Consider the following 20650-nt stretch of genomic DNA (forward strand, 5'->3'; position numbering starts at 1 on the left):
ATGGTTTAATTTAAAAATAATTAAAATCGACATCAGTAATGAGTGTAAATAGCATTAACTATGACATTAAAAAACACGACCTCTCACATTAGTTTACATTCAATTTATCCAAACGGCTCATCACACTTTTTGGGTAAGCATCTACTAAATTTTGCAGATAAAATTATGGGGCTAAAAAAGCTCAATAGCATTTACAGTAATAGTCATCTACCAGGATTAGCTGCGAATACGTTTTGCAAAGAGCTCTTGGCGTTGCTGAAGACACCTCTAATGGGAACAAAAGATTTACACGTTAACCTACCCGACACTGGGCCAACAATAATTGTCGCAAATCATCCCTTTGGCTGTTTAGAGGGTGTTGCGCTAGCGCACGAGGTAAGGAAAATTAGACCTGATGTAAAAGTTTTAGCGAATAGGGCGTTATCTATGTTCAAAGAACTAGAAGAGCTCTTTATATTCATCGATCCATTGCGCCCAAACGATCCCAAAAACATCACAGCACTTAAGCAATGTAAAATGCATTTAAAACAAGGTGGTGTGTTAATTATCTTTCCAAGTGGCAAGGTATCGGAATATTACTTTTTAAAACGACGCATTTGTGACGATAGCTGGAATAGAGTCGCGGCACAGTTGGCCAAGTCTTGTGAAGCTAGTGTACTACCAATATTTTTCGATGGACATAACAGTAAAATGTTTATCCGTTTGGCCATGGTTTGGTCGAAACTTAAATTATTGATGTTATTTAGGGAGGTACTAAAGCGGCGCGGTACGCCAATTAAAATGCAGGTAGGCCAATTACTTACACCAAAACAACTCGCTAAGCTTAAAAATGTAAATACAATTAATGATTATTTAAGAGTGCAAACCTACGCGTTAAATCCGCAATATAGTTATGAGTGGCCTGACGATCAAATCGACACTCTGCAGCCACTAGCTCTAAAACTCCCAAGAGAAAGAATTAAAACTGAGCTAGCACATCTTCCAGCTGAACAGTGTCTCGTCAAATATAAAGGCTTCAGCGTTTATTACAGTTACCAACAACAGACTCCGTCGATAGTTGAAGATATAGCAAGGGAGCGCGAAAGAGTCTTTAGGCTTCATAATGAAGGCTCTGGTAACCCTATCGACACGGATGCGTATGATGCAAGTTATGTACACTTGTATATTGTTGAAGATGAATCGTTAAATATTATTGGCGCTTATCGCATGGGACAAACGGATGTTTTACTCAAAGAAGGTGGTCTAAAAAGTTTATACCTTAGTAAAATGTTTAACTTTAAAAAGGAGTTTATCAACCAGAGGGAGCCGTGTTTAGAGATGGGGCGTTCATTTATAGTTCCTGAACACCAACGAAGTTTTTATGGGTTATATCTTCTTTGGCGTGGTATTGGTGAATATGTAGTTCGTCATCCTCACTATCGTACCTTGTATGGCACAGTATCAATTAGCAAGCTATATTCACCAATAAGTGTGGAGTGTATGCGGCAACTAGCATTACGTCCAAGTGTGAAAGTTGAGGCGAAATGGCCATTTAATGTGCCGAACAACCCTGAGTTGTCGGAGTTTATCGCTAAACATCGAGAGCAAAATGTTATACTATCGGCACTCGTTCAAGGAATCGAGCGGGATAAAAAAGATGTTCCAGTGTTAATGAAGCAGTATCAAAAAATGGCGGCTCGGTTCTACTGCATAGGTATAGACCAAAACTTTAACGACACTCCTGGTATGTTGCTGAGTGTTCATTTGCCAAGTGCTCCCCAAAAATCATTAAAACAATATCTAGCTAATGGATTAGACAGTTATTTAGCTTTTAAAAACGATCAATAAAAGGGTTTAGAATGCGTGCGAATCGCTTTGCGCAATGTTTTAGTTTTACTGTTATGTCAACAGTAAAGATAATTAGTTTTTTGTTTTATAAGTTCGAAATCAAGTGGTTAAGTGAAAAGAAGTTTGAGGAACTTGATGACGTTAAACTGATTGTTTTGTTAAACCATACAAGTTTGTTTGAAGCGCTGTTTGTGCGACTGGCACCGTTTCGCTTTTTGTGGAAAATTGCCAGACATTTGTTAATTCCGATAGCGGATATTACTGCGAGTCGTCCAATTGTGGGAAAGTTTTTTCACGCTTTGGTGCCAGGTTTGGTTCCAATTAGTCGAAAAAGAGATGAGTCATGGGAAAACTTTTTAAAACGAGCCAACGATGACGCCATTGTCGCTATTTTGCCAGAAGGGCGCATGCGTCGTCATGACGGCAACGACAAACATGGTAACCCAATGACAGTAAGAGCGGGCGTAGCTGATATTGTTGAAGAGCTAGAAGGCGGGAATGTATTATTTGTATATAGTGGTGGCATGCATCATATTCAAATTCCAGGTCAAACCTTTCCTAGGCTTTTTAAAAAGATAAAAATAAACATGGAAATCTTATCGATTGATGATTACAAAGACGCATTACATCACCCTGAAAAGAAAAACCGCAAAACTGCAGTAGTTAAAGATATTCAAGCTAGGTTAGAAGCATTAACGCCATTTTGTGAACGTCAGCCTTATAATAAAAACAATCAATAACTAAACTTTTATCCTAAGTTGTTAAGTTTATTGGAAAAATAATATTACAATTTTAGACATTGATAAAAGCGATTTGTTAGGGCAAGATTTCACTAGAAATAAGACAATTGGGAAGAGATATGTCTCAAATTAAAGAATCATTGGACAAGCTTAGAGAAGCAACTGAGGCATTAGAACATAATGTTAGCGCTCAATGCGTTGATAGTCACAGCGTTGAGAACCTTCATAAAACGTTAAGTCAGGTGCAAGATCATGTTGAGTTTATCAAACAAAGTCTAACTCAACACGAGTCATCTCCGATTCGTTATGTCGATGAATGTGGTTAATATAGCGACAAGAAAAGTCACCACGTAATCTAATACTGACCTGTCAGAAAAACAAAAAGGTAACTAAGGTTACCTTTTTTTGTTATCAAAATTTAGCCAAAGTACACTGTACCAGTTACTCAAGCCGTTACTTTTGCAGGCGGAACATCTTCAGTAGGATAACAGCCAAGCACCTTCAAAAACCTTGTTGTCGCTCGAAGTTCTTCTATCGCATTATGCAGGTTACTGTCTCGAATATTGCCTTCTACATCGACATAAAACATTTCTTCCCAAGGATTGCCAGTAATAGGTCTAGACTCTAATTTACACATATTAACGCCATGTGACTTTAGGATTAATAATGCATCAACAAGCGCTCCAGGCTTTTGTTCAGTAGACATAATCCATGTAGATTTTGCAGGGACTTGATTTGCTACGGCGATTGGTTGGTTAGCCAATACGATAAAACGGCTATAATTTTTCTTTTGATTAGCCAACGCCTCCGCAATGATATTCAGTCCATATAACCGCGCACCTTCGCCACTACCTAACGCCGCTACAGTTCCTGTCGTGTCATTTTGTATCGCTTCAAATGCGGCAGATGAGGCTTCACAGTGTTCAATATCAACACCATCAAACTGGGCTAGGAAGTGACTACATTGTGCGTAAACCTGAGGGTGAGCATATAATTTAGTGATTTTATCCAACGATGTGGGTACAGCGCTAACCATGCAATGATTTATCGGCTGAGTAATTTCACCAACAATTGATAAATCGGTATGTTGTAATAAGTCGTAAACGTCGTTAATGCTGCCAGATGAGGTATTTTCAATTGGCAAAATTCCATAATCAGCATGCTTATGCTCTACCTTTTCTATGATTTCCAAAAAGCTAGAACACCCCATCGCTTTTAGTTGACCTGGAAATCGTGAAAAATATTTATGACAAGCCAAATTGCTGTATGAGCCATGACTACCTAAATAAGCAACTCGGTTAACCCCATTTTCACCTGCTGGCATGTTAAGGTGCTGTTGCAACAGTGCTTGCTGATGTAACACCGAGTCTTCAATGATAGTTTGGAAAACTTGCTTGACGTAATAAGGATCCAACTCGAGTTTCTGACCGCGTTCTATTAGATCGATTAGCATAAGTTCTTCTCGTTGCAGATCTCTAACGGGCTTGTTGTTTTTTATTTTTTCTTCTGCTACGGCTTTTGAGAGGGCGCGTCGTTGCGCTAAAGTAGTTAATAACGAAGAGTCTAATTCGGAAATCTGATCGCGAATCGTTGATAAAGGGTTAACCGTATTGTTCAAAAACTTAATCCTGTAGTGATGGTTGTAATATTAATTTGTATTTTGTTTTGCTTGGTAGCAATGGTGTTGCCGTTCCATCAGCCCAATCGTTATGGCCATTGCCATAATAAGGACTTAACGGATGCGCAGATTGACCGCTTGGCATATGTAAAATTGCGGAGTTTTCGTTACCAGGAGAGACAACAAACCGCTCTGATGCGCCAAATTCTCGCCCCTGAACTCTCGGCATGTAACTGTCTCCAGTGACTTCTTGTGATGGCATATCTAAGAGCCAACTAAGTGCTGGAATTGCTTTTGATAACGGATGTTGAATGTTTGTTCTGTTCACATTTCCCCAATTTGCGTTAGCCAGTGTGCCATACTTTTCTTTTAGTTCGTTAATGGTAAATAACATCTGACTTTGCAAAAAGTCGGTCCAATTGTTAAAACCTTTTGGCATTATATGATCTGGCTGTTCTGTAATTAGTGCCCACATTGGCGTTTCAAGTTGATGTCGAATAGGGCGAATGTCTAAATCACGAATATTCACTTTTTTAATGGGTGACAGTAAGTTGTCAAACAAAGATTGGCGTACGTTTCTTCGAAAGGCTTCGACGATTGTATATCCAACAGAGTCAACTGAAGCGGACTGTTGCCAGTCTTTTATATGTTCTAAAGCTACATGTAAGTTCTGCTCGTTAACATAGCTCTCGGTTAGCACTTTTTCTAATATTAAGTCATGCCAGCGATCTAAAAATAATGCCCTATGATCGTTTTGTATGTCTAAAAAGTCTTGTTCAGAAAATATTTGACGAGCAAACAGTCCATCTCTTATTTGTTGGCCTCTTGCGCCCAATGCATAACCGCCGTTGCCTATTCTTTCTAGCATTTCATTGCCAACAATACGGCTATTAGCGGTCCAAATTCTATTGGACTTAGGGTTAAAAACAGTAGGCTTTTTTGATGCGGCTAAATAGCCTAACCATTTATAATCTCCGTTGCTCCAATCTTGCGGCGTTTGCCAATCTGGTGAGTCAACGTTAGCGATTTTATTTGGCATAGGGCCAGCAATAGTCCAGGCAATATCGCCGTATCTATCGGCTACAACAATATTTTGCGCCGGAATAGCCATTGTATGTGCAACTTCAATTGCACTTTGAGTGTTTGCGACGGTTTCTAAATTAAGTAAATTAAAATTGATGCCTTCTGGATCATGTGCTGTCCACCTTAATGCATATTGCTGACCATTGCTGTCTTGCGATACGACAGGACCCCATTGCGTAACTTTAATATTAATTTTACGCGGCTCTTGCTGACCTTTGACTTGAATAATTTCACTCTCATAACCAAATGACTTATAACCTTCTGGTGTTAAATACTGACTCCCGTCTGGTGTCGTTTTCAAAGCAATGAGTTCGCTCCAGTCACCATAACTGTTGGTGAATCCCCATGCCACATGTCTATTAGAGCCAACTACCATGGCGGGCGTTCCAGGTAGTGTTACCCCATCAATTTCAACTTTTGTTTGATCATTAAAGTACTTAAAGCCAGCGCGATACCAAATATTGGGAACCCGGATGCCTAAATGCATATCGTTAGCCAGTAACGCAGCGCCACTAGATGTGAGCGTTCCCGCAACTACCCAACTATTACTGCCTGATAAGGCCTCATGAGGCGAGTCAAACAAGTTTTGTGGCTGTTGTGTTTTGGCAAGTGCGTCAATAATAGGAACCGGTTGAAAGCTGTTTTTGGGGATAGGGCTAGCAGTCATTTCGGTATTATCAATGGGCGCATCCCAGCGTGAGCCTTTAGGGTTTAAGAAGTCATACACATCGCCCATTAAATTGTCTTTTAATATGCCAAGGAGTTGTTCACGTTCACCAAATTCATACTGTAGGTCAATATACATGCTGTACAAAACCAGCAGGCTATCTTCTGACGCCCACTTACTTGGCGTTTTGTTAAGTAAAAGGTATTCAAAGGGGCGAAGAGTTAGTTGCTTTAAGCCGGCATTTACGCCATTGGTGTAGTGCTCGAGTATGCGCTTGTGTTGCTCTGGAAGATTATGCAGATATTGCGATGCTCGCTTTCTAAATTGATGTAACCTTATTTTTGAATCAAAACCCAACGCTACTTTGCCAAACAATTCGGATAATTCTCCAGCAGAGTTTTTTCTTAATAAATCCATTTGAAAAAAACGTTCTTGAGCGTGTAAAAAACCAAGTGAATAGGCCACTCCCTCGCGAGTCGCCGAGTTTATGGTGGCGATGCCATTTTTATCTCGTTCTATAGTGGCGGGCACCAAAATTGGTGTTTCAATTTGACCGTTTAACGTCGGCTTACTCGAATTTAAGCCAACATAGACTAGAATGAAAAAAAGAACCATTAGAATCAAAATGGCCTTTAAAGATCGTGTTAACCAAGTCATTATATTTTTCTCATTTTTAGTCGATGTATTGAGATGCACAGTTGGTAATTAAACTATCATTTTATTTTAAAATACACCATATTAGTTCAGCGAATATCATATCTGGTCAAGGGGTTATGCTTGTTAGTATTTTTGAAGTTTAGAAGCATCAGTTTTAAACTGGGTTTCGCGGTTTTAACAGTAACTATAAGCATTTTATTGATACTGTTTTTAATGTTTTTTAAAGCAGAAAAAAAGCACCTGACTGATAACGCAATATTAAAACGTGAGTTAATCTTGGCCGGTCAGGTATCAAAAATAGAAGGACGCTTTAGGACTATCATTGATTCTCTCAACGACGTTCGTTTTTTGTTGCAATCGAAAAAGAACGTAACTTCAGACGAGATCAAAAACACAATCACTACGCCTCCATTTCAAGAAGGTATTGTATTTTTTGTTAGCACAAACGGTAAGCTGGTTAGTTCAGATCAGGAATGGTCTTCGGAGCAAGAAGGCCTTTTAACATTTAGCGAAAATCAATACTCTAATTTCAGCAAAGTGCTAAATAGAGAAGGTTCATCACAAGGGGGATGGTCCTCTATTTACCTTGACGAGAGCCTTAAACAGTATGTAATTACTTACACTGCGCCACTATACAATCAAGCAGAATTCATAGGCACATTAGGTTTGTTGATAACAATTGATCCAATTATTAACGAGGCTACAAGCGCAATCAATGGGGTTGATGTTTTTATTCACAATAGCGTCGGCGACTTAATTTATCATCCAGACTACGGCTTTAAGTTTATTCGTGAAAGTGATAATTATGGAAAAGGTTTTTCTACACAAGGATACTTAACTGCCGGGCTAGCGTCATATATAAAGCAAAATCTACAAGGATTAAATCCTCAATATTTTACAGAAAGACAAAATCGATTTTTGGTTAATAGCGCCACGTTACAAAGTATTGACTGGACTTTTGTGAGTTACCAAAATGAAAATGATGTTTTAAAAGAACTTAAGCAAAAGGTTTTGCATTATTTTCTAGTAAGCGTCGCTTTGATTATTTTTTCATTACTAGTGGTCGCCTTGTCCGTAAAGACATTTCTAACGAAAGAAATCGCCCAAATTACGGCAATGATTAAAAGTAATAATTTATTATCGGCATTAAAAAAGCGTCGTAAAATTGATGATGAGTTTTCCCTCCTGGTCGACGCGTCTGCGTCTCAATTCGAGAAGTTACAATCTGAAATAGTCCAATCAACTAAAAAAGCTCAAGAACTAGAAGATAAGTTTCTAGAAAGTCGGGGACTAGCTCAAGCAATTAGTTATTCAGACAGCGCAGTGATGACTATGGACCTAGACTTTAATATTATTTTTGTCGACGTCAAAACCCTTCATTTGCTTGGTATAGAGCGAGACGCCATGGTTGGACATTATTATTTTGATTTCGTGCACCCGCATATGGCATTTATGCGTGAACAAATTAGAAATGAAATACGTCGTAAGCAAAGTTGGCGCGGAGAATTGGCATTGTTGGGGGCTAATACTGATGCAGAAGTATGGAGTAACTGTACAATTTCACCTATGCGTGACGATGATAGCAAGGTATTTCGCTACGTGATCTCGTTACAAGATATCTCGTCAATAAAAGACACACAGAGCAAAATAGAACGTTTAGCTTATTCGGATGATTTAACGGGTCTTTCAAATAGAACTTTTTTTGTAGCTCAACTCGAAAAGTTAGTTGAGATCAGTAAACGAGGACGTTATGACTTCGCTTTGGTCTATTTCGATATTGATGACTTTAAAAAGGTGAACGATTTATTTGGCCATGAAGTAGGTGATCTACTATTGAAAGAGTTTTCGTTAAGGTTACAACAAGAAATTAGAAATGAAGACACACTGGCTAGAATGAGTGGTGATGAGTTTGCCATGTTATTAGGTGGCATTAAGTCTGAGCAAGATGTCATAGTAAAAGTGAACTCAATAATTAACGCAGCTAGTCAACCGTTTATGATTAAAGAGCATGTAATTACGTCTGGCGTTAGCATTGGTTTGACCATGTCACAAACGGATACTCAAGATCCGGAGCTGTTGTTACAACATGCTGACTTAGCTATGCATGAAGCAAAATCACTTGGCAAGAATACATACCACTTTTATAGCAAAGCATTAAATGATACGACACGTCTTCGAATTCAAATGGAAAATGCGTTGTCGAAAGCGATTGAGAATGATGAGTTGGAGCTGTATTTTCAACCTAAAGTTAACTGCCAAACTTCGCAATTAGTTGGCTTTGAGGCATTGTTACGTTGGCACAATCAGGAACTTGGTTATGTTTCTCCAGAACACTTCATTCCTCTTGCGGAACAAAGTAATTTAATTTTAAACATAGGGCACTGGGTCATTCAGCAAGCGGTTGCATTTGTTAGTCAGCTACATAATAAGGTGGCTGTTTCAATTAATCTAAGCGCTAAGCAGTTTGAGTCTGGCAACGTTATAAATGAAATTAAAGAGGCACTGGATCGGTACAGCATAAGCCCAAATTTAATTGAAGTTGAAATTACCGAGTCAAGCTTAATGAGAGATGTTGAGGATGCGATTCGCCAGTTATACAGTATAAAAGCTTTAGGTGTTGGTATATCTATAGATGATTTTGGTACTGGTTATTCTTCGCTTTCATACATTAAACGGTTCCCAGTCGAAACGCTTAAAATAGACAGATCGTTTATTAAAGATATTCCAGATGATGAAAACGACATGGAAATTACCGCCGCCATCATTGCAATGGCACAAAAGCTTGGCCTCAAGGTCATTGCCGAGGGCGCTGAAACCAAAGAGCAGGTAAAATATTTAGCAGATAATGGTTGTGATTTAATTCAAGGTTACTTCTATAGTAAGCCATTATCGGCTGCCAAGGCGCTTATTTGGCAGCCGACGCAACACAAATTTTAATTTAGAGGGGGAAGCTCAGAATTTAGATCAGACTCTTCAGAAGACACTCCAGCAGATTTTATTGCCTGCCATAATGTTTCGCCTTTCCAATCTTTCTTAGTATTGCTAAAACGAGCTTCATTTAACTCATCTATAGCCTCTACTAACTCTCTGCTCATCAAAGGTTTTGCTTCATCATAAGACGTACAGCCAGCAAATTGAATGGTAATCCATTGATTAAGAAAGTTACTGACGACGTGTTTTTGATGGCTTAGACACGCTCGTTTGAAGGCCTTCATATCAAAATTACTTACAGAGGAAGCCACTTCGCTATTGTTTTTATCAGCGTGTGAGTGAGAGCCTTTTTTTCGTCGATAATATAGGGAGACGATCACGCTTAATATAAACGCCATCCAACCGCTTAGTAATATTAACCAATGACTCAATTCATTATTATGCTCATTTAGACGCGTTGCAGCTTGTTCACATTGACATTCATTGACCTTGTCGCCGGAGCTAGAGGGCATAGCATCACTTGGCGCGGTATCTAAGGGCACAGAGACAGTGCTATTTCCTGTTACCTTAATGATCTTTGCGGGCAGTATTGCGACTTCTTGACGCTTAGTTTTGGTATTAAACCAATTAATTTTGATTTCAGGGAAGGTATAAGTACCGGGCGCATTCGCTACAATTGCCTCTATGTTTGTTCGCTGTGATACCAAAGCATTTTGTCTTACTGCAGAGTATGTTGAAGACTGATCTGGATACACTTTTACATTGCTAGGGTAATTTCCTTTAATTTCAGGTAATTGTTCTTCGTTTACATTCAGTGCCGTTAGCGTAATGGTTCGGGTAATAGGCTCACCTACTTCAAAGGTTGCTTTGTTTGGTGACCACTCTTCATTTAGCTGTACAATGGAGCTTGGTAACCAAACACCAGTGTAGTTCGTCGGAATGGGCTTTACATCAATACTAAAGTCTTCACCAAAAGCAGTAACAGGTTTGCTTTGTGTAAAACTTGAAAAGCTAGAGCGTCGTCGGGAATTCGTTATAACATCACCATTAAATGTAGGTGACTCTAGAGAGAACTTGCCACTAGATTGAGGTGTAATAGTGTAAATTCGCTCAATGACTCGATATCGTATACCGTTCACTATTTCGCTTGTATCTTTGTCTTTGCCTTGTTGTTGAATAAATGCACCTTCTAGTTTTGGCTCGGATAAGCTACCACTTTGTAAGTCAACTTGCGGCGAAATGAATAGTTTAGTGGTTAATTTTATAGATTGTTGAACGTAGAGTTCATTGGTTTCAATATTGTTTTGAATAAAAATACTTTCATTGCGAGTATTGTTAGCAGTCGATGTTTTTACTACCTCAACATTTATTGGTTGGCTACTCGCGCCCTGCACTGAAAATGAAGGGATAGTGTAATTGCCAGCGGACTTTGCCACTAAAACGACACTCCAAGTTGTACTCTTTTGTATCGTACCATTAATGATTTGAGTTTGAGAGCCAGTGGCTGTTCGCCCAACGATAAAACCTGTTTTTTGAAGTTGAGATAAATCTAGATCGTTAGTGTTTACCGAGTCATTAACTTCAATTTTTAATACAAAGGACTCTCGTTCCATCACTGGGTTTCTATCAACACTTGCGGTCAAAGTTGTTGCTGCAGATGTTTGTAAACTAATAAAAAGGGCAAAAGCAACAAACGCTCTAATTAACAAACTTGATATCGATACATTTGAATGGCTTACCACGACTTTGTTGCTCCTTTCACTCTTCTTCGCTCTTGTTGACGACGACGACTTTCTAAAATCATTTTATTTCTGAGTAATACAGAAGGGTCATCATCTACCTTTCTAAGTAATTGTTTTATTTTTTGTTGTTGTTCTTTCTCGGCAATTTGCTCTGGCGTTAGCGGTTGTTGATTCTGTTCGCCTTGTTCGCCGGTTTGTTCATCAAGTTCACTTTGTTGTTGAGCTTGCTGCTGAGTATTTTGTTGTTGGTTTTGCTGTGAATCACTCTCATTATTGCTTTGTTGTTCAGACGGCGTATTTTGTTGGTCGCTTTGCTGTGACTGGTTTTTTTCAGACTCATTTTGTTGTTGAGACTTCTCTTGTTGAGATTGCGCCGAATTCGATTGTTCTGACTGTTCTGACTCAGATTGCTCTGACTCTGATTGTTGTCTCTTGTCTGCCTCAGAGTTAGAGTTCTCGGAATTCTGACTGTCGTTTTGTTGCTGATCGCCGTTCTGCTGTTGCTGTTGCTCTTTAAGCTTTTCTAAAATGTCTTTGTTTGATTTGGCATCTTGAAGATTTGGATTGAGCTGAATTGCTTTATCGTAAGCCTCGATTGCTTTGTCTATTTCCATCATTTGTGCCAACGCATTGCCTTGGTTGTAATAACCCTCGGCGCTTTTGTCTTTACTGAAATATTCTAGAGCTTGTTCGTAGTCGGCCGCTTTGTATGCGGCTGCGCCTTTCCACTGTTCATTTTCAAACAAATCTTTAGCTTTGGCATATTGTTGTTGTTTAAAGGCTTGGCTGGCCCGTTGGTCATCGGTTTTAAACATAGTATTTAATATTGTGTCACCAGATGCTTCATCGGCAGACTTTGGAGCATTTACATTAGTGTTTGCCGCGGCGCTGGCTACGTTTGGTGTCAGTCCGCCAATAAATAAAATGCCACATAAAAATACAGACAGTGTCACTCCGCGTCTAAACAAGACTAATATTAACGGCATTACAATTAAAATTAGATAAGGGCCAAACTCTTGCCAATCGTCACCGGTGATCTCGCTATTTGTTGACTCTAATTCATTAGCGCTATTGCTTAGTTTCTGTTGCTGGGAACGATCGACTAGCGTTGTAATATCTTTATCATTGGCGGTAAAACGTTGATAGGTGCCCCCCGATGTATTGGCAATATCAGCTAAAGCAGATTCATTTACTTTTGGCATGACGATACTGCCGGTATCGTCTTTTAATAAACCACCATCGAGCATTTTAATCGGTGCGCCAGATCTGGTGCCGACAGACAAGACATTTATTTGGTAAGCTGTTGTCGCTGCTAATTTATTCAGTTCGGCAACGTCATCATATACAACACCATCTGTTATCCAAAAAATCTGACCTGAAAGATATCCAGCCTGTTGCATTAATGATTGCGCTTGTTCTAACCCTAGTAATGGATAACTACCTGGAATAGGCATGATCTCAGGCGCCAAGCTTGGAATTAATGCCGCAATATTTCGAGCATCTTGTGTTAATGGTGAAATGGTAAATGCATCTCCGGCGTATGCGACTAAACCAACTTCACTATCGCCTAAAGACTTAGCTAAATCGATCGCTTTAAACTTAGCTTTTGTTAGTCTATCAGGCTTTACATCTGTACTTCTCATCGACATCGACATATCAAGAACGATGACATTCGCTACTTGAGACTTAAAGACAGGCTTTTCAATTTTTTGCCAAGTAGGCCCTGCTAATGCAATGGTTAAAATTAACCAAACGATACCTAAGCCAATCACAAGTCTGTTACTCGATAGCTGTTTGGTATTTGCAAACAAGGTGTTCGCTAAATGTTTTGGGATCCACTGTTGCCAATCACTTTGTTGTTTATCTCTGAGTTTAAAAAACCAGATAACTGCCAACGGAATAAAGAGTAAAAACCATTCTGGACGAATAAAATGAAAATCATTCATGATCTGATTCGCCTTTTAAGTAATAAAAATAAAATGTAACCAGCGGATAAAAGTAGAGCAAAACCCAAAGGCCAGTAAAAGAGAGCTTGTTGTGGTCGCAGTTGAATAGGATCATCTTCCACCGGCTCTAATTTATCTAACAAGTCGTAAATAGTGGCTAACTCAGAAGTGTTTCGTGCTCTAAAGTATTGGCCACCCGTTTCTTTGGCAATTTTTGTTAACAAGCTTTCGTCTAAATCAGCGGATGGGTTTACTTTACGAGTTCCAAAAAAGCTTCTAACTAACATTTCATCGGCGCCAATGCCTATGGTGTAAACTTTTATACCGGTTTGTTTGGCAATTTCTAACGCTTCATTTGGTGTGATATTACCTGCGGTATTCTGGCCATCGGTAAGTAATATTAAGATACGATTAGATTCACCTTTGTCATTAAATCGTTTAGCTGCAAGCCCAAGTGCGTCACCGATAGCGGTTTTATCTCCAACTAATCCAAGTTCTGCTTCTTCCAACATTTGTTTCACGGTCGCACGGTCAAAAGTTAGCGGAGTTTGCACGTAGGCTGTATCGGCAAATAAGATAAGGCCTAGTCGGTCACCCACGCGACGCTCAATAAAGTCATTTAGAACGTATTTTAACATTGTTAATCGGTTAACCGTTTGACCTTGGATTTTCATGTCTTCTTCGTTCATCGACGCAGATAAATCAACGGCAACAATCATTTCGCGTCCTTCCTGTGGCACGGTGATAGGCTCACCCAACCATTGGGGACGCATGCTTGCAAATACTAAGGCCGACCATACCAAAAACCATACCCAGGGAAAGCGCAACGGGTTTGATGTTTGACTCTGTTCTGTTAACAGCCCAAACGTTGGTAAGTATAAAGCTGGTTTGTCAGACTCTTTCTCTGGCAAAAGCCAAATAACAAGAGGCAAAGGTAACAGTATCGCTAACCAGACCCACTCAAAACTAAACATGACTCTGCTCCTTTGCCATATTTTGATGAAGGCTTTGTGGTGCATTTATGCGTTGAGCAACGATATTGTGTGCCGCCAATTTTTGAGTGGAAGATAGCGGTAGCGTATGTTTTATCCAAGCTTTAGCCTGCTCTAAATAGGCGTCGGCTTTTTGTGCCGAACATTTAGGTTGATATGCTAGTTCAACATAGTCTGCGGTAATCTTATGCTTGTCGCTGGCAAGTGTATTTAGTAGGTTAGCCCAACTCGCGCTATTTAAACTGGCTACTTGCTCTCGAGACAAATAAACCAACATCACACGCTTTAAGATATCGTTTATCGCAATAACCGTCTTATGTGGGTGAGGTTCTTTACTTATTTCTGCAAGCATAGCTAAGGCTTGTTTTTTAGCTTTGTTGTTACTGATGTAGCGGATTAACCATTTTATTGTAAATGCTAAAATAACAATAGATAACACGATGATAAGCCACCATCCCCATGCGAGCGGCCAAAAGCCTATGGGATCTGGAGTTTGGATGTCTTTTAATTGATATAGTGGATTGTTCTGCATAGTTAACCCTACAACTGCTCGTGCAACGGAAGACCGGCACTGATCGGTAACCATTTAATATTAAATTGCTGTAAATGCTGTTTTTGAGTAAAAAAGCGTTTCTGTGCATTATCGTTGTATTGAGCAATTTGTGTCGCACTAGAAATGACTTTCACCTTATTACCGTCGGTAATAGCTAGGTTATTTCCTGCATAATGCGGTAAGGCCTGTTCGATAGGGTCGTAAATAGCACACGCGTTTACTTCACAGTGCTTTTGTAGCTGAAAAAGGTGCTGTAAAGCCTGTTCCGACATATTCTGAAAGTCGCTAATGATATAAATTAAGCTACCAGGGTGTGCGACTTGGCGTAAATGTTTACATGCGTTTTCAAAGTGTTGCGGTAAACTCTTTAACGAGTCAGCTGAACCTGAAGGGGATGCTGATCCCCCTTTTTTATTAGATAGGGTTTGATGGCCCTGAACCAATTGGTTTAGCCAATGCAATAGGGCTTGTTGTCGGGCCCTAGGTTTAGATTCGAACAACTGTTGTTTTGTTAAGACTAAACCACCAACTTTATCGCCATTCTTCTTTGCTTTCCATGCTATGAGCGAAGCTAAATGGCAAGCTTGTACGGATTTGAATAGTAATTCACTGCCAAAATACATGGTTGGTAACAGGTCACACAAAATAAAAATAGGGCGATCTTTTTCTTCACGGAAGATTTTAGTGTGGGTTTTTCCTGTTCGTGCCGTTACTCGCCAGTCGATCGTACGTACATCATCGCCCGGCTGATAATGTCTAGCCTCATCAAACTCCATGCCTCGACCTTTTGTTTTAGCGAGGTACTGTCCTGATAAATGGTGCTTTACATTTGAACTAGGCTTAGTGTTCAGCAAATGAATATAACGTTGGTACATTAGTAACTCGTCCAACTCACATTGAACCCCGCTAATGCCGTTTGTATTCATCCACTCTAAATGCGCGTTAACTGTCATCATTACCCTAAACATATATTAAACAATGGTTTGCCGACTAACTCAGAGACAGCTTTAATTGTATTCGTTGCTATTAACGTTAAGGTACCGCAACGAGTTGCAGGATTTTTCGTAACACTTGGTTTGCATCAATGCCAGCCGCTTCTGCCTCGTAACTTAAAAGTAGGCGGTGGCGGAGGCAATCAAAAAACACGGTTTGGATATCATCAGGTGTCACGTAATCTCGGCCGTCTATCCAAGCGTTTGCTCTGGCACACTTATCTAAACTGATGGTTGCTCTTGGAGACGCACCAAACGCTATCCACTTAGCAAGCTCTGCGTCGTATTTAGCTGGTTGTCTTGTCGCAATAATAAGATCAACCAAGTATTGCTCTAATTCTTCCGCCAGATGAATGGACAGTACTTCTTTTCTGGCATCAAATATTTCAAGTTGTGTAAGAGGCGTAGGAGGTTCTACTTTTTCTGATAATGCCTCGCCGCGGGTTAAACGTAGAATTTCGATCTCAGTTTCGGCACCTGGATAATCTATCTCTAAATGCATTAAAAAGCGGTCTAGTTGTGCTTCCGGTAGAGGATAAGTACCTTCTTGTTCTAACGGATTTTGTGTTGCCATGACCAAAAATAAAGAGGGAAGTGGGTAAGTCGTTTTACCCACGGTGACTTGTCGCTCCGCCATGGCTTCAAGTAGCGCTGACTGAACTTTAGCTGGAGCACGATTAATCTCATCAGCCAACACTAAATTATGAAACAGTGGCCCAGCTTCAAATACAAACTCACCTGTTTCTGGTCGGTATATATCTGTTCCCGTTAAATCAGCGGGTAATAGATCGGGAGTAAATTGAACTCTATGGAAGTCGCCTTCGAGACCATTGGCGAGTGCATTAATAGCTCGAGTTTTTGCTAATCCCGGAGGACCCTCAACCAATAAATGTCCGTCTGCCAGTAATGCAACTATAATGGCTTTAGTAAACTGGGGTTGACCGATAACTTGCGAATCTAGATATTTCTTTAGTTGTTCAAATCGAGATACTGACATTTATCCTACACTTCCTCTACGGCTAACACTTAAATGGCCGATAAAATTGAAAAAAAGTTTGATTTTAAAGCGACTTGCAATAACGCTTATCATAGTGATGTTTACAATACCACTTACGACACGTTTGTGAATATAAGGTTCAATGAATAAAAAACAAGTGGATGTTTTTTATTCGAAAAAATTACGACGTTTCTTATTTAAATAATGCCGGTAAGTGATAAAAGTGCGTAGAACTTTGACTTTAGACAAGATCTCGTTAAAATCGGGCAATAATTACAGGTCAGACCAGATTTGTTACAGATTCGATAATAGGAAAGAACATGACAGCAAACAAACTACTAACTAGAAATGGCGATCGCATTGCGGTTGTTTCGGGCCTTAGAACGCCTTTTGCAAAACAAGCTACAGCTTACCACGGTGTGCCAGCATTAGACCTAGGTAAAATGGTTGTTGGCGAAATGTTACAACGTGCAGAATTAGACCCTAAAGAAATTCAGCAGCTTGTTTACGGACAAGTTGTGCAAATGCCAGAAGCGCCAAACATTGCTCGTGAAATCGTGTTAGGTACAGGAATGGACGTCAATACCGATGCTTACTCTGTGTCACGTGCGTGTGCAACGAGTTTCCAATCTACAGTGAATATTGCTGAGTCTATGATGGCTGGCTCTATTGATGTTGGTGTTGCGGGTGGTGCTGACTCTTCTTCTGTTTTACCAATTGGCGTGACTAAAAAATTGGCGCGCGCTTTAGTTGACTTAAATAAGGCTCGTACTCTTGGTCAACGCTGGAACATTCTTAAAAAATTACGTTTAGCTGACCTTGCTCCGCAACCACCTGCAGTAGCAGAGTATTCAACTGGCTTGAGCATGGGCCAAACGGCTGAGCAAATGGCTAAAACACATAACATTAGCCGTGAAGATCAAGATGCATTGGCACACCGTTCACACTCTTTGGCGACTAAAGCTTGGGAAAGTGGCATTTTTAAAGATGAAGTAATGGCCGCACACCCAGAGCCATTCAGCCAATTCATTGAAATGGATAATACTATCCGTACTAATTCTACAGCTGACGGTTATTCAAAGTTACGTCCAGTATTTGACCGTAAACACGGTTCAGTAACAGCGGCAAACTCAACAGCATTAACAGACGGTGCCTCTGCTATCTTAATGATGACAGAAAGCAAAGCAAAAGCGTTAGGTTACGAGCCTCTAGGTTACATACGTAGCTTCGGTTTTGCGGCAATTGACGTTTGGGAAGACATGTTAATGGGTCCTTCTTACGCAACACCAATTGCACTAGAACGCGCTGGTATGAAGTTATCAGATTTAGACTTAATTGAAATGCACGAAGCATTTGCAGCTCAAACACTAGCGAACATGAAAATGTTTGCCAGCAAGAAGTTTGCACAAGACAAGCTTGGTCGTGGTGAAGCAATTGGCGACATCGATATGACTAAATTTAACGTTAATGGTGGTTCACTAGCATACGGTCACCCATTTGCTGCTACTGGTACTCGTTTAATCACACAAACTATCAATGAGCTGCGTCGTCGTGGCGGTGGTGTTGGTCTAACTACAGCATGTGCTGCTGGTGGTTTAGGTGCATCAATGATTGTTGAAGTAGACGGTTAATAGCGGACTTATAAGGAAAGGATAAAAAGATGACGACAGAATCAAATAACACGTCTGCATTTACATTATCAACGCTAGAAAATGGCATTGGTGTGATCACAATTGACGTTCCAAATGAGTCAATGAATGTATTAAAAGCAGAATTCGCTGAACAGATTAATGCGGTTTTTGCTGAAGTAGAAAGTAATACGCACGTTTCGGGCCTAATCATTACTTCTGGCAAGTCAAACTCGTTTGTTGCCGGCGCTGACGTATCTATGTTGGATGCTTGCGAAAGTGCTGAAGAAGTAAGAGCGATTGCAAAAATTGGTCAAGACCTTTTTGATAAAATTGAAAACATGAAAATGCCTGTAGTTGCTGCAATTCATGGCCCTGCGTTAGGCGGTGGTTTGGAATTAGCAATGGCGTGTCATGCGCGTGTAGTATCAGATGACAACAAAACAGTACTTGGTTTACCAGAAGTACAGCTTGGTCTTTTGCCTGGTTCAGGTGGAACACAACGTTTGCCTAAATTAGTTGGTTTGCAAAAAGCCTTAGACATGATGTTAACTGGTAAGCAGTTACGAGCAAAACAAGCGGTAAAAGCCGGATTAGCTGAAGATATCGTTCCTCAAAGTATTTTGATGGACACTGCTGCTGAAATGGTTGACGCGATGCGTCACGGTAAAAAAGTTCGTAAAACTAAGAAAAAGTCAGCAATGAATCGTTTCTTAGAAAACACATCAGCCGGACAAAAAATTGTTTTTGACCAAGCGACAAAACAAGTTATGCGTCAAACTAAGGGAAATTACCCAGCGCCACTTCGCATTATCGAGTGTATTCGCACAGGCGTATCGAAAGGCACTAAAAAAGGCTTGGAAATTGAGGCTCAGCGTTTCTCTGAGCTTTGCATGACGCCAGAGTCTAAAGCATTACGTGGTCTTTTCTTTGCAACGACAGAGATGAAAAAAGAAAACGGTGTGGCTGGTGTTGAACCGAAAAAGGTTAAAAAAGCAGGTATATTAGGTGGTGGCTTAATGGGCGGAGGTATTGCCTTTGTTACTGTCACAAAAGCTGGCGTTCCTGCGCGTATCAAAGATATTGCACAAGAGGGTATTCGTAACGCATTTAAATACAGCTACGATATTTTAAACAAAAAAGTTAAGCGTCGCTTTATGCGCAAATCGGAAATGCAAAAGCAGTTAGCAATGTTAAGTGCAGGCACTGACTTTGTCGGTTTTAAAGATGCTGACATTATTGTAGAAGCGGTATTTGAAGACCTTAGCTTGAAGCAACGCATGGTTGCAGATATCGAGGAAAATTGTAACGAAAATACAATTTTTGCTTCGAACACATCTTCGCTACCAATTAAAAATATCGCTGAAAAAGCGGCTCGCCCTGAGAATGTGATTGGTCTGCATTACTTCTCTCCGGTAGATAAAATGCCACTAGTTGAAGTTATTGCGACTGAAAAAACATCGGACGAGACGATTTCTACAACGGTAGAATTTGCGCGTCGTCAAGGTAAAACGCCTATTGTTGTTAAAGACGAAGCTGGATTCTTTGTTAACCGCATTTTAGGTCTTTACATGAATGAAGCTGCGAACGTTGTAATGGAAGGCGAACCAGTAGAGAAGATTGATAAAGCCTTAGTTAAATTTGGTTTTCCTGTTGGCCCAATGACGCTACTAGACGAAGTTGGTATTGATGTTGGTTCTAAAGTTGCTGGTATCTTATACGACGCATTCGGTGAGCGTTTTGCACTGCCAACAGCAATGGACAAGTTAACAAAAGATGAGCGTAAAGGTAAGAAGAACCAAAAAGGTTTCTACGTATATGGTAAAGCGGCTAAACCTACTCTTATGGACAAGCTAACCTTTAAGAAAAAAGGCAAGCAAGTTGATGAGTCTGTTTATCGTGTCCTAGGCGTTTCGCCAAAGAGCACAATGAGCGAGGAAGCCATTGCTGAGCGTTGTGTAGTTCAACTATTAAATGAAGCGGCTCGTTGTCTAGATGATGGTATTGTACGTAATCCTCGCGATGGGGATATTGGTATGATCTTCGGTACTGGTTACCCTCCATTCCAAGGTGGTCCTTTCCGTTATATGGACAGCATGGGGATTGCTACACTAGTTGAAAAACTGGAAGGTTATGAAGCTAAATATGGCAACCGTTTTGCACCATGTGACTTATTGAAGAACATGGCAAAAGAAAACAAAACGTTTTATTAAGCTTTGCTAAAGAGCCTTATTTTAAATAAGGCTCTATGTTTAGAAGGTAACTCAAACGAAACGT

14 protein-coding genes are annotated in these 20650 nt (G+C 40.1%); 6 read left to right on the top strand and 8 right to left on the bottom strand.

Annotated elements, in window-relative coordinates:
* The first annotated feature begins 60 nt into the window (after positions 1–60).
* The 3 genes from J9318_RS05350 to J9318_RS05360 all read left to right on the top strand — a co-directional run bounded on the left by J9318_RS05350 (position 61) and on the right by J9318_RS05360 (position 2893).
* Complete coding sequence (locus J9318_RS05350) at positions 61–1827, top strand: bifunctional lysophospholipid acyltransferase family protein/GNAT family N-acetyltransferase (RefSeq protein WP_210562030.1); 1767 nt, start codon at positions 61–63, stop codon at positions 1825–1827.
* A gap of 11 nt (positions 1828–1838) precedes the next feature.
* On the top strand, positions 1839–2567 hold the full coding sequence (locus tag J9318_RS05355) for a 1-acyl-sn-glycerol-3-phosphate acyltransferase (protein WP_210562031.1): 729 nt from the start codon (positions 1839–1841) through the stop codon (positions 2565–2567).
* A 119-nt stretch (positions 2568–2686) separates the two neighbouring features.
* Complete coding sequence (locus J9318_RS05360; protein WP_210562032.1) at positions 2687–2893, top strand: hypothetical protein; 207 nt, start codon at positions 2687–2689, stop codon at positions 2891–2893.
* Between the two features lie 119 nt (positions 2894–3012).
* On the opposite strand, the gene J9318_RS05365 is transcribed toward J9318_RS05360, so the two are convergent.
* Positions 3013–4194, bottom strand: a complete 1182-nt coding sequence (locus tag J9318_RS05365) for a chorismate mutase (RefSeq protein WP_425314332.1) — start codon at positions 4192–4194, stop codon at positions 3013–3015.
* Positions 4190–6592: a penicillin acylase family protein gene (locus J9318_RS05370; RefSeq protein WP_210562034.1), complete on the bottom strand. Its 2403-nt coding sequence runs from the start codon at positions 6590–6592 to the stop codon at positions 4190–4192. The genes J9318_RS05365 and J9318_RS05370 overlap by 5 nt, the downstream gene beginning before the upstream one ends.
* A gap of 120 nt (positions 6593–6712) precedes the next feature.
* Here J9318_RS05370 and J9318_RS05375 point away from each other — a divergent pair, with 120 nt between their 5' ends.
* A complete protein-coding gene (locus J9318_RS05375; RefSeq protein WP_210562035.1) occupies positions 6713–9529 on the top strand; it encodes a bifunctional diguanylate cyclase/phosphodiesterase in 2817 nt (938 codons plus the stop codon).
* Here J9318_RS05375 and J9318_RS05380 read toward each other — a convergent pair.
* The 6 genes from J9318_RS05380 to J9318_RS05405 all read right to left on the bottom strand — a co-directional run bounded on the left by J9318_RS05380 (position 9526) and on the right by J9318_RS05405 (position 16745).
* A complete protein-coding gene (locus J9318_RS05380) occupies positions 9526–11265 on the bottom strand; it encodes a BatD family protein (RefSeq protein ID WP_210562036.1) in 1740 nt (579 codons plus the stop codon). The genes J9318_RS05375 and J9318_RS05380 overlap by 4 nt on opposite strands.
* Positions 11259–13211: a VWA domain-containing protein gene (locus J9318_RS05385; RefSeq protein ID WP_210562037.1), complete on the bottom strand. Its 1953-nt coding sequence runs from the start codon at positions 13209–13211 to the stop codon at positions 11259–11261. Before J9318_RS05385 ends, J9318_RS05380 begins: the two co-directional genes overlap by 7 nt.
* Positions 13208–14185, bottom strand: coding sequence for a vWA domain-containing protein (locus J9318_RS05390; RefSeq protein ID WP_210562038.1), 978 nt, complete (start codon positions 14183–14185; stop codon positions 13208–13210). Before J9318_RS05390 ends, J9318_RS05385 begins: the two co-directional genes overlap by 4 nt.
* Positions 14178–14735 (bottom strand): DUF4381 domain-containing protein, encoded by a 558-nt coding sequence (locus J9318_RS05395; RefSeq protein WP_210562039.1) that lies wholly within the window; start codon positions 14733–14735, stop codon positions 14178–14180. The genes J9318_RS05390 and J9318_RS05395 overlap by 8 nt, the downstream gene beginning before the upstream one ends.
* A gap of 8 nt (positions 14736–14743) precedes the next feature.
* Positions 14744–15712: a DUF58 domain-containing protein gene (locus tag J9318_RS05400; RefSeq protein WP_244731922.1), complete on the bottom strand. Its 969-nt coding sequence runs from the start codon at positions 15710–15712 to the stop codon at positions 14744–14746.
* 76 nt (positions 15713–15788) lie between these two features.
* On the bottom strand, positions 15789–16745 hold the full coding sequence (locus tag J9318_RS05405) for an AAA family ATPase (protein WP_210562040.1): 957 nt from the start codon (positions 16743–16745) through the stop codon (positions 15789–15791).
* 320 nt (positions 16746–17065) lie between these two features.
* Between J9318_RS05405 and fadI the strand changes: the two genes are divergently transcribed.
* On the top strand, positions 17066–18376 hold the full coding sequence (gene fadI, locus J9318_RS05410) for an acetyl-CoA C-acyltransferase FadI (RefSeq protein ID WP_210562041.1): 1311 nt from the start codon (positions 17066–17068) through the stop codon (positions 18374–18376).
* Positions 18377–18405: 29 nt separating this feature from the next.
* Positions 18406–20586, top strand: a complete 2181-nt coding sequence (gene fadJ / locus J9318_RS05415; protein WP_210562042.1) for a fatty acid oxidation complex subunit alpha FadJ — start codon at positions 18406–18408, stop codon at positions 20584–20586.
* Positions 20587–20650 lie beyond the last annotated feature (64 nt).

Origin of the sequence: Psychrosphaera aestuarii, assembly GCF_017948405.1 — a bacterium.
Lineage (GTDB): Bacteria > Pseudomonadota > Gammaproteobacteria > Enterobacterales > Alteromonadaceae > Psychrosphaera > Psychrosphaera aestuarii.

What these genes read in the sequence shown, in the direction of transcription:
- J9318_RS05370 (WP_210562034.1), bottom strand. Translation starts at nt 6,592, where the DNA reads ATGACTTGGTTAACACGATCTTTAAAGGCCATTTTGATTCTAATGGTT.
- J9318_RS05360 (WP_210562032.1), top strand. Translation starts at nt 2,687, where the DNA reads ATGTCTCAAATTAAAGAATCATTGGACAAGCTTAGAGAAGCAACTGAG.
- J9318_RS05390 (WP_210562038.1), bottom strand. Translation starts at nt 14,185, where the DNA reads ATGTTTAGTTTTGAGTGGGTCTGGTTAGCGATACTGTTACCTTTGCCT.
- fadJ (WP_210562042.1), top strand. Translation starts at nt 18,406, where the DNA reads ATGACGACAGAATCAAATAACACGTCTGCATTTACATTATCAACGCTA.
- J9318_RS05385 (WP_210562037.1), bottom strand. Translation starts at nt 13,211, where the DNA reads ATGAATGATTTTCATTTTATTCGTCCAGAATGGTTTTTACTCTTTATT.
- J9318_RS05400 (WP_244731922.1), bottom strand. Translation starts at nt 15,712, where the DNA reads ATGATGACAGTTAACGCGCATTTAGAGTGGATGAATACAAACGGCATT.
- J9318_RS05395 (WP_210562039.1), bottom strand. Translation starts at nt 14,735, where the DNA reads ATGCAGAACAATCCACTATATCAATTAAAAGACATCCAAACTCCAGAT.
- J9318_RS05355 (WP_210562031.1), top strand. Translation starts at nt 1,839, where the DNA reads ATGCGTGCGAATCGCTTTGCGCAATGTTTTAGTTTTACTGTTATGTCA.
- J9318_RS05350 (WP_210562030.1), top strand. Translation starts at nt 61, where the DNA reads ATGACATTAAAAAACACGACCTCTCACATTAGTTTACATTCAATTTAT.
- fadI (WP_210562041.1), top strand. Translation starts at nt 17,066, where the DNA reads ATGACAGCAAACAAACTACTAACTAGAAATGGCGATCGCATTGCGGTT.
- J9318_RS05405 (WP_210562040.1), bottom strand. Translation starts at nt 16,745, where the DNA reads ATGTCAGTATCTCGATTTGAACAACTAAAGAAATATCTAGATTCGCAA.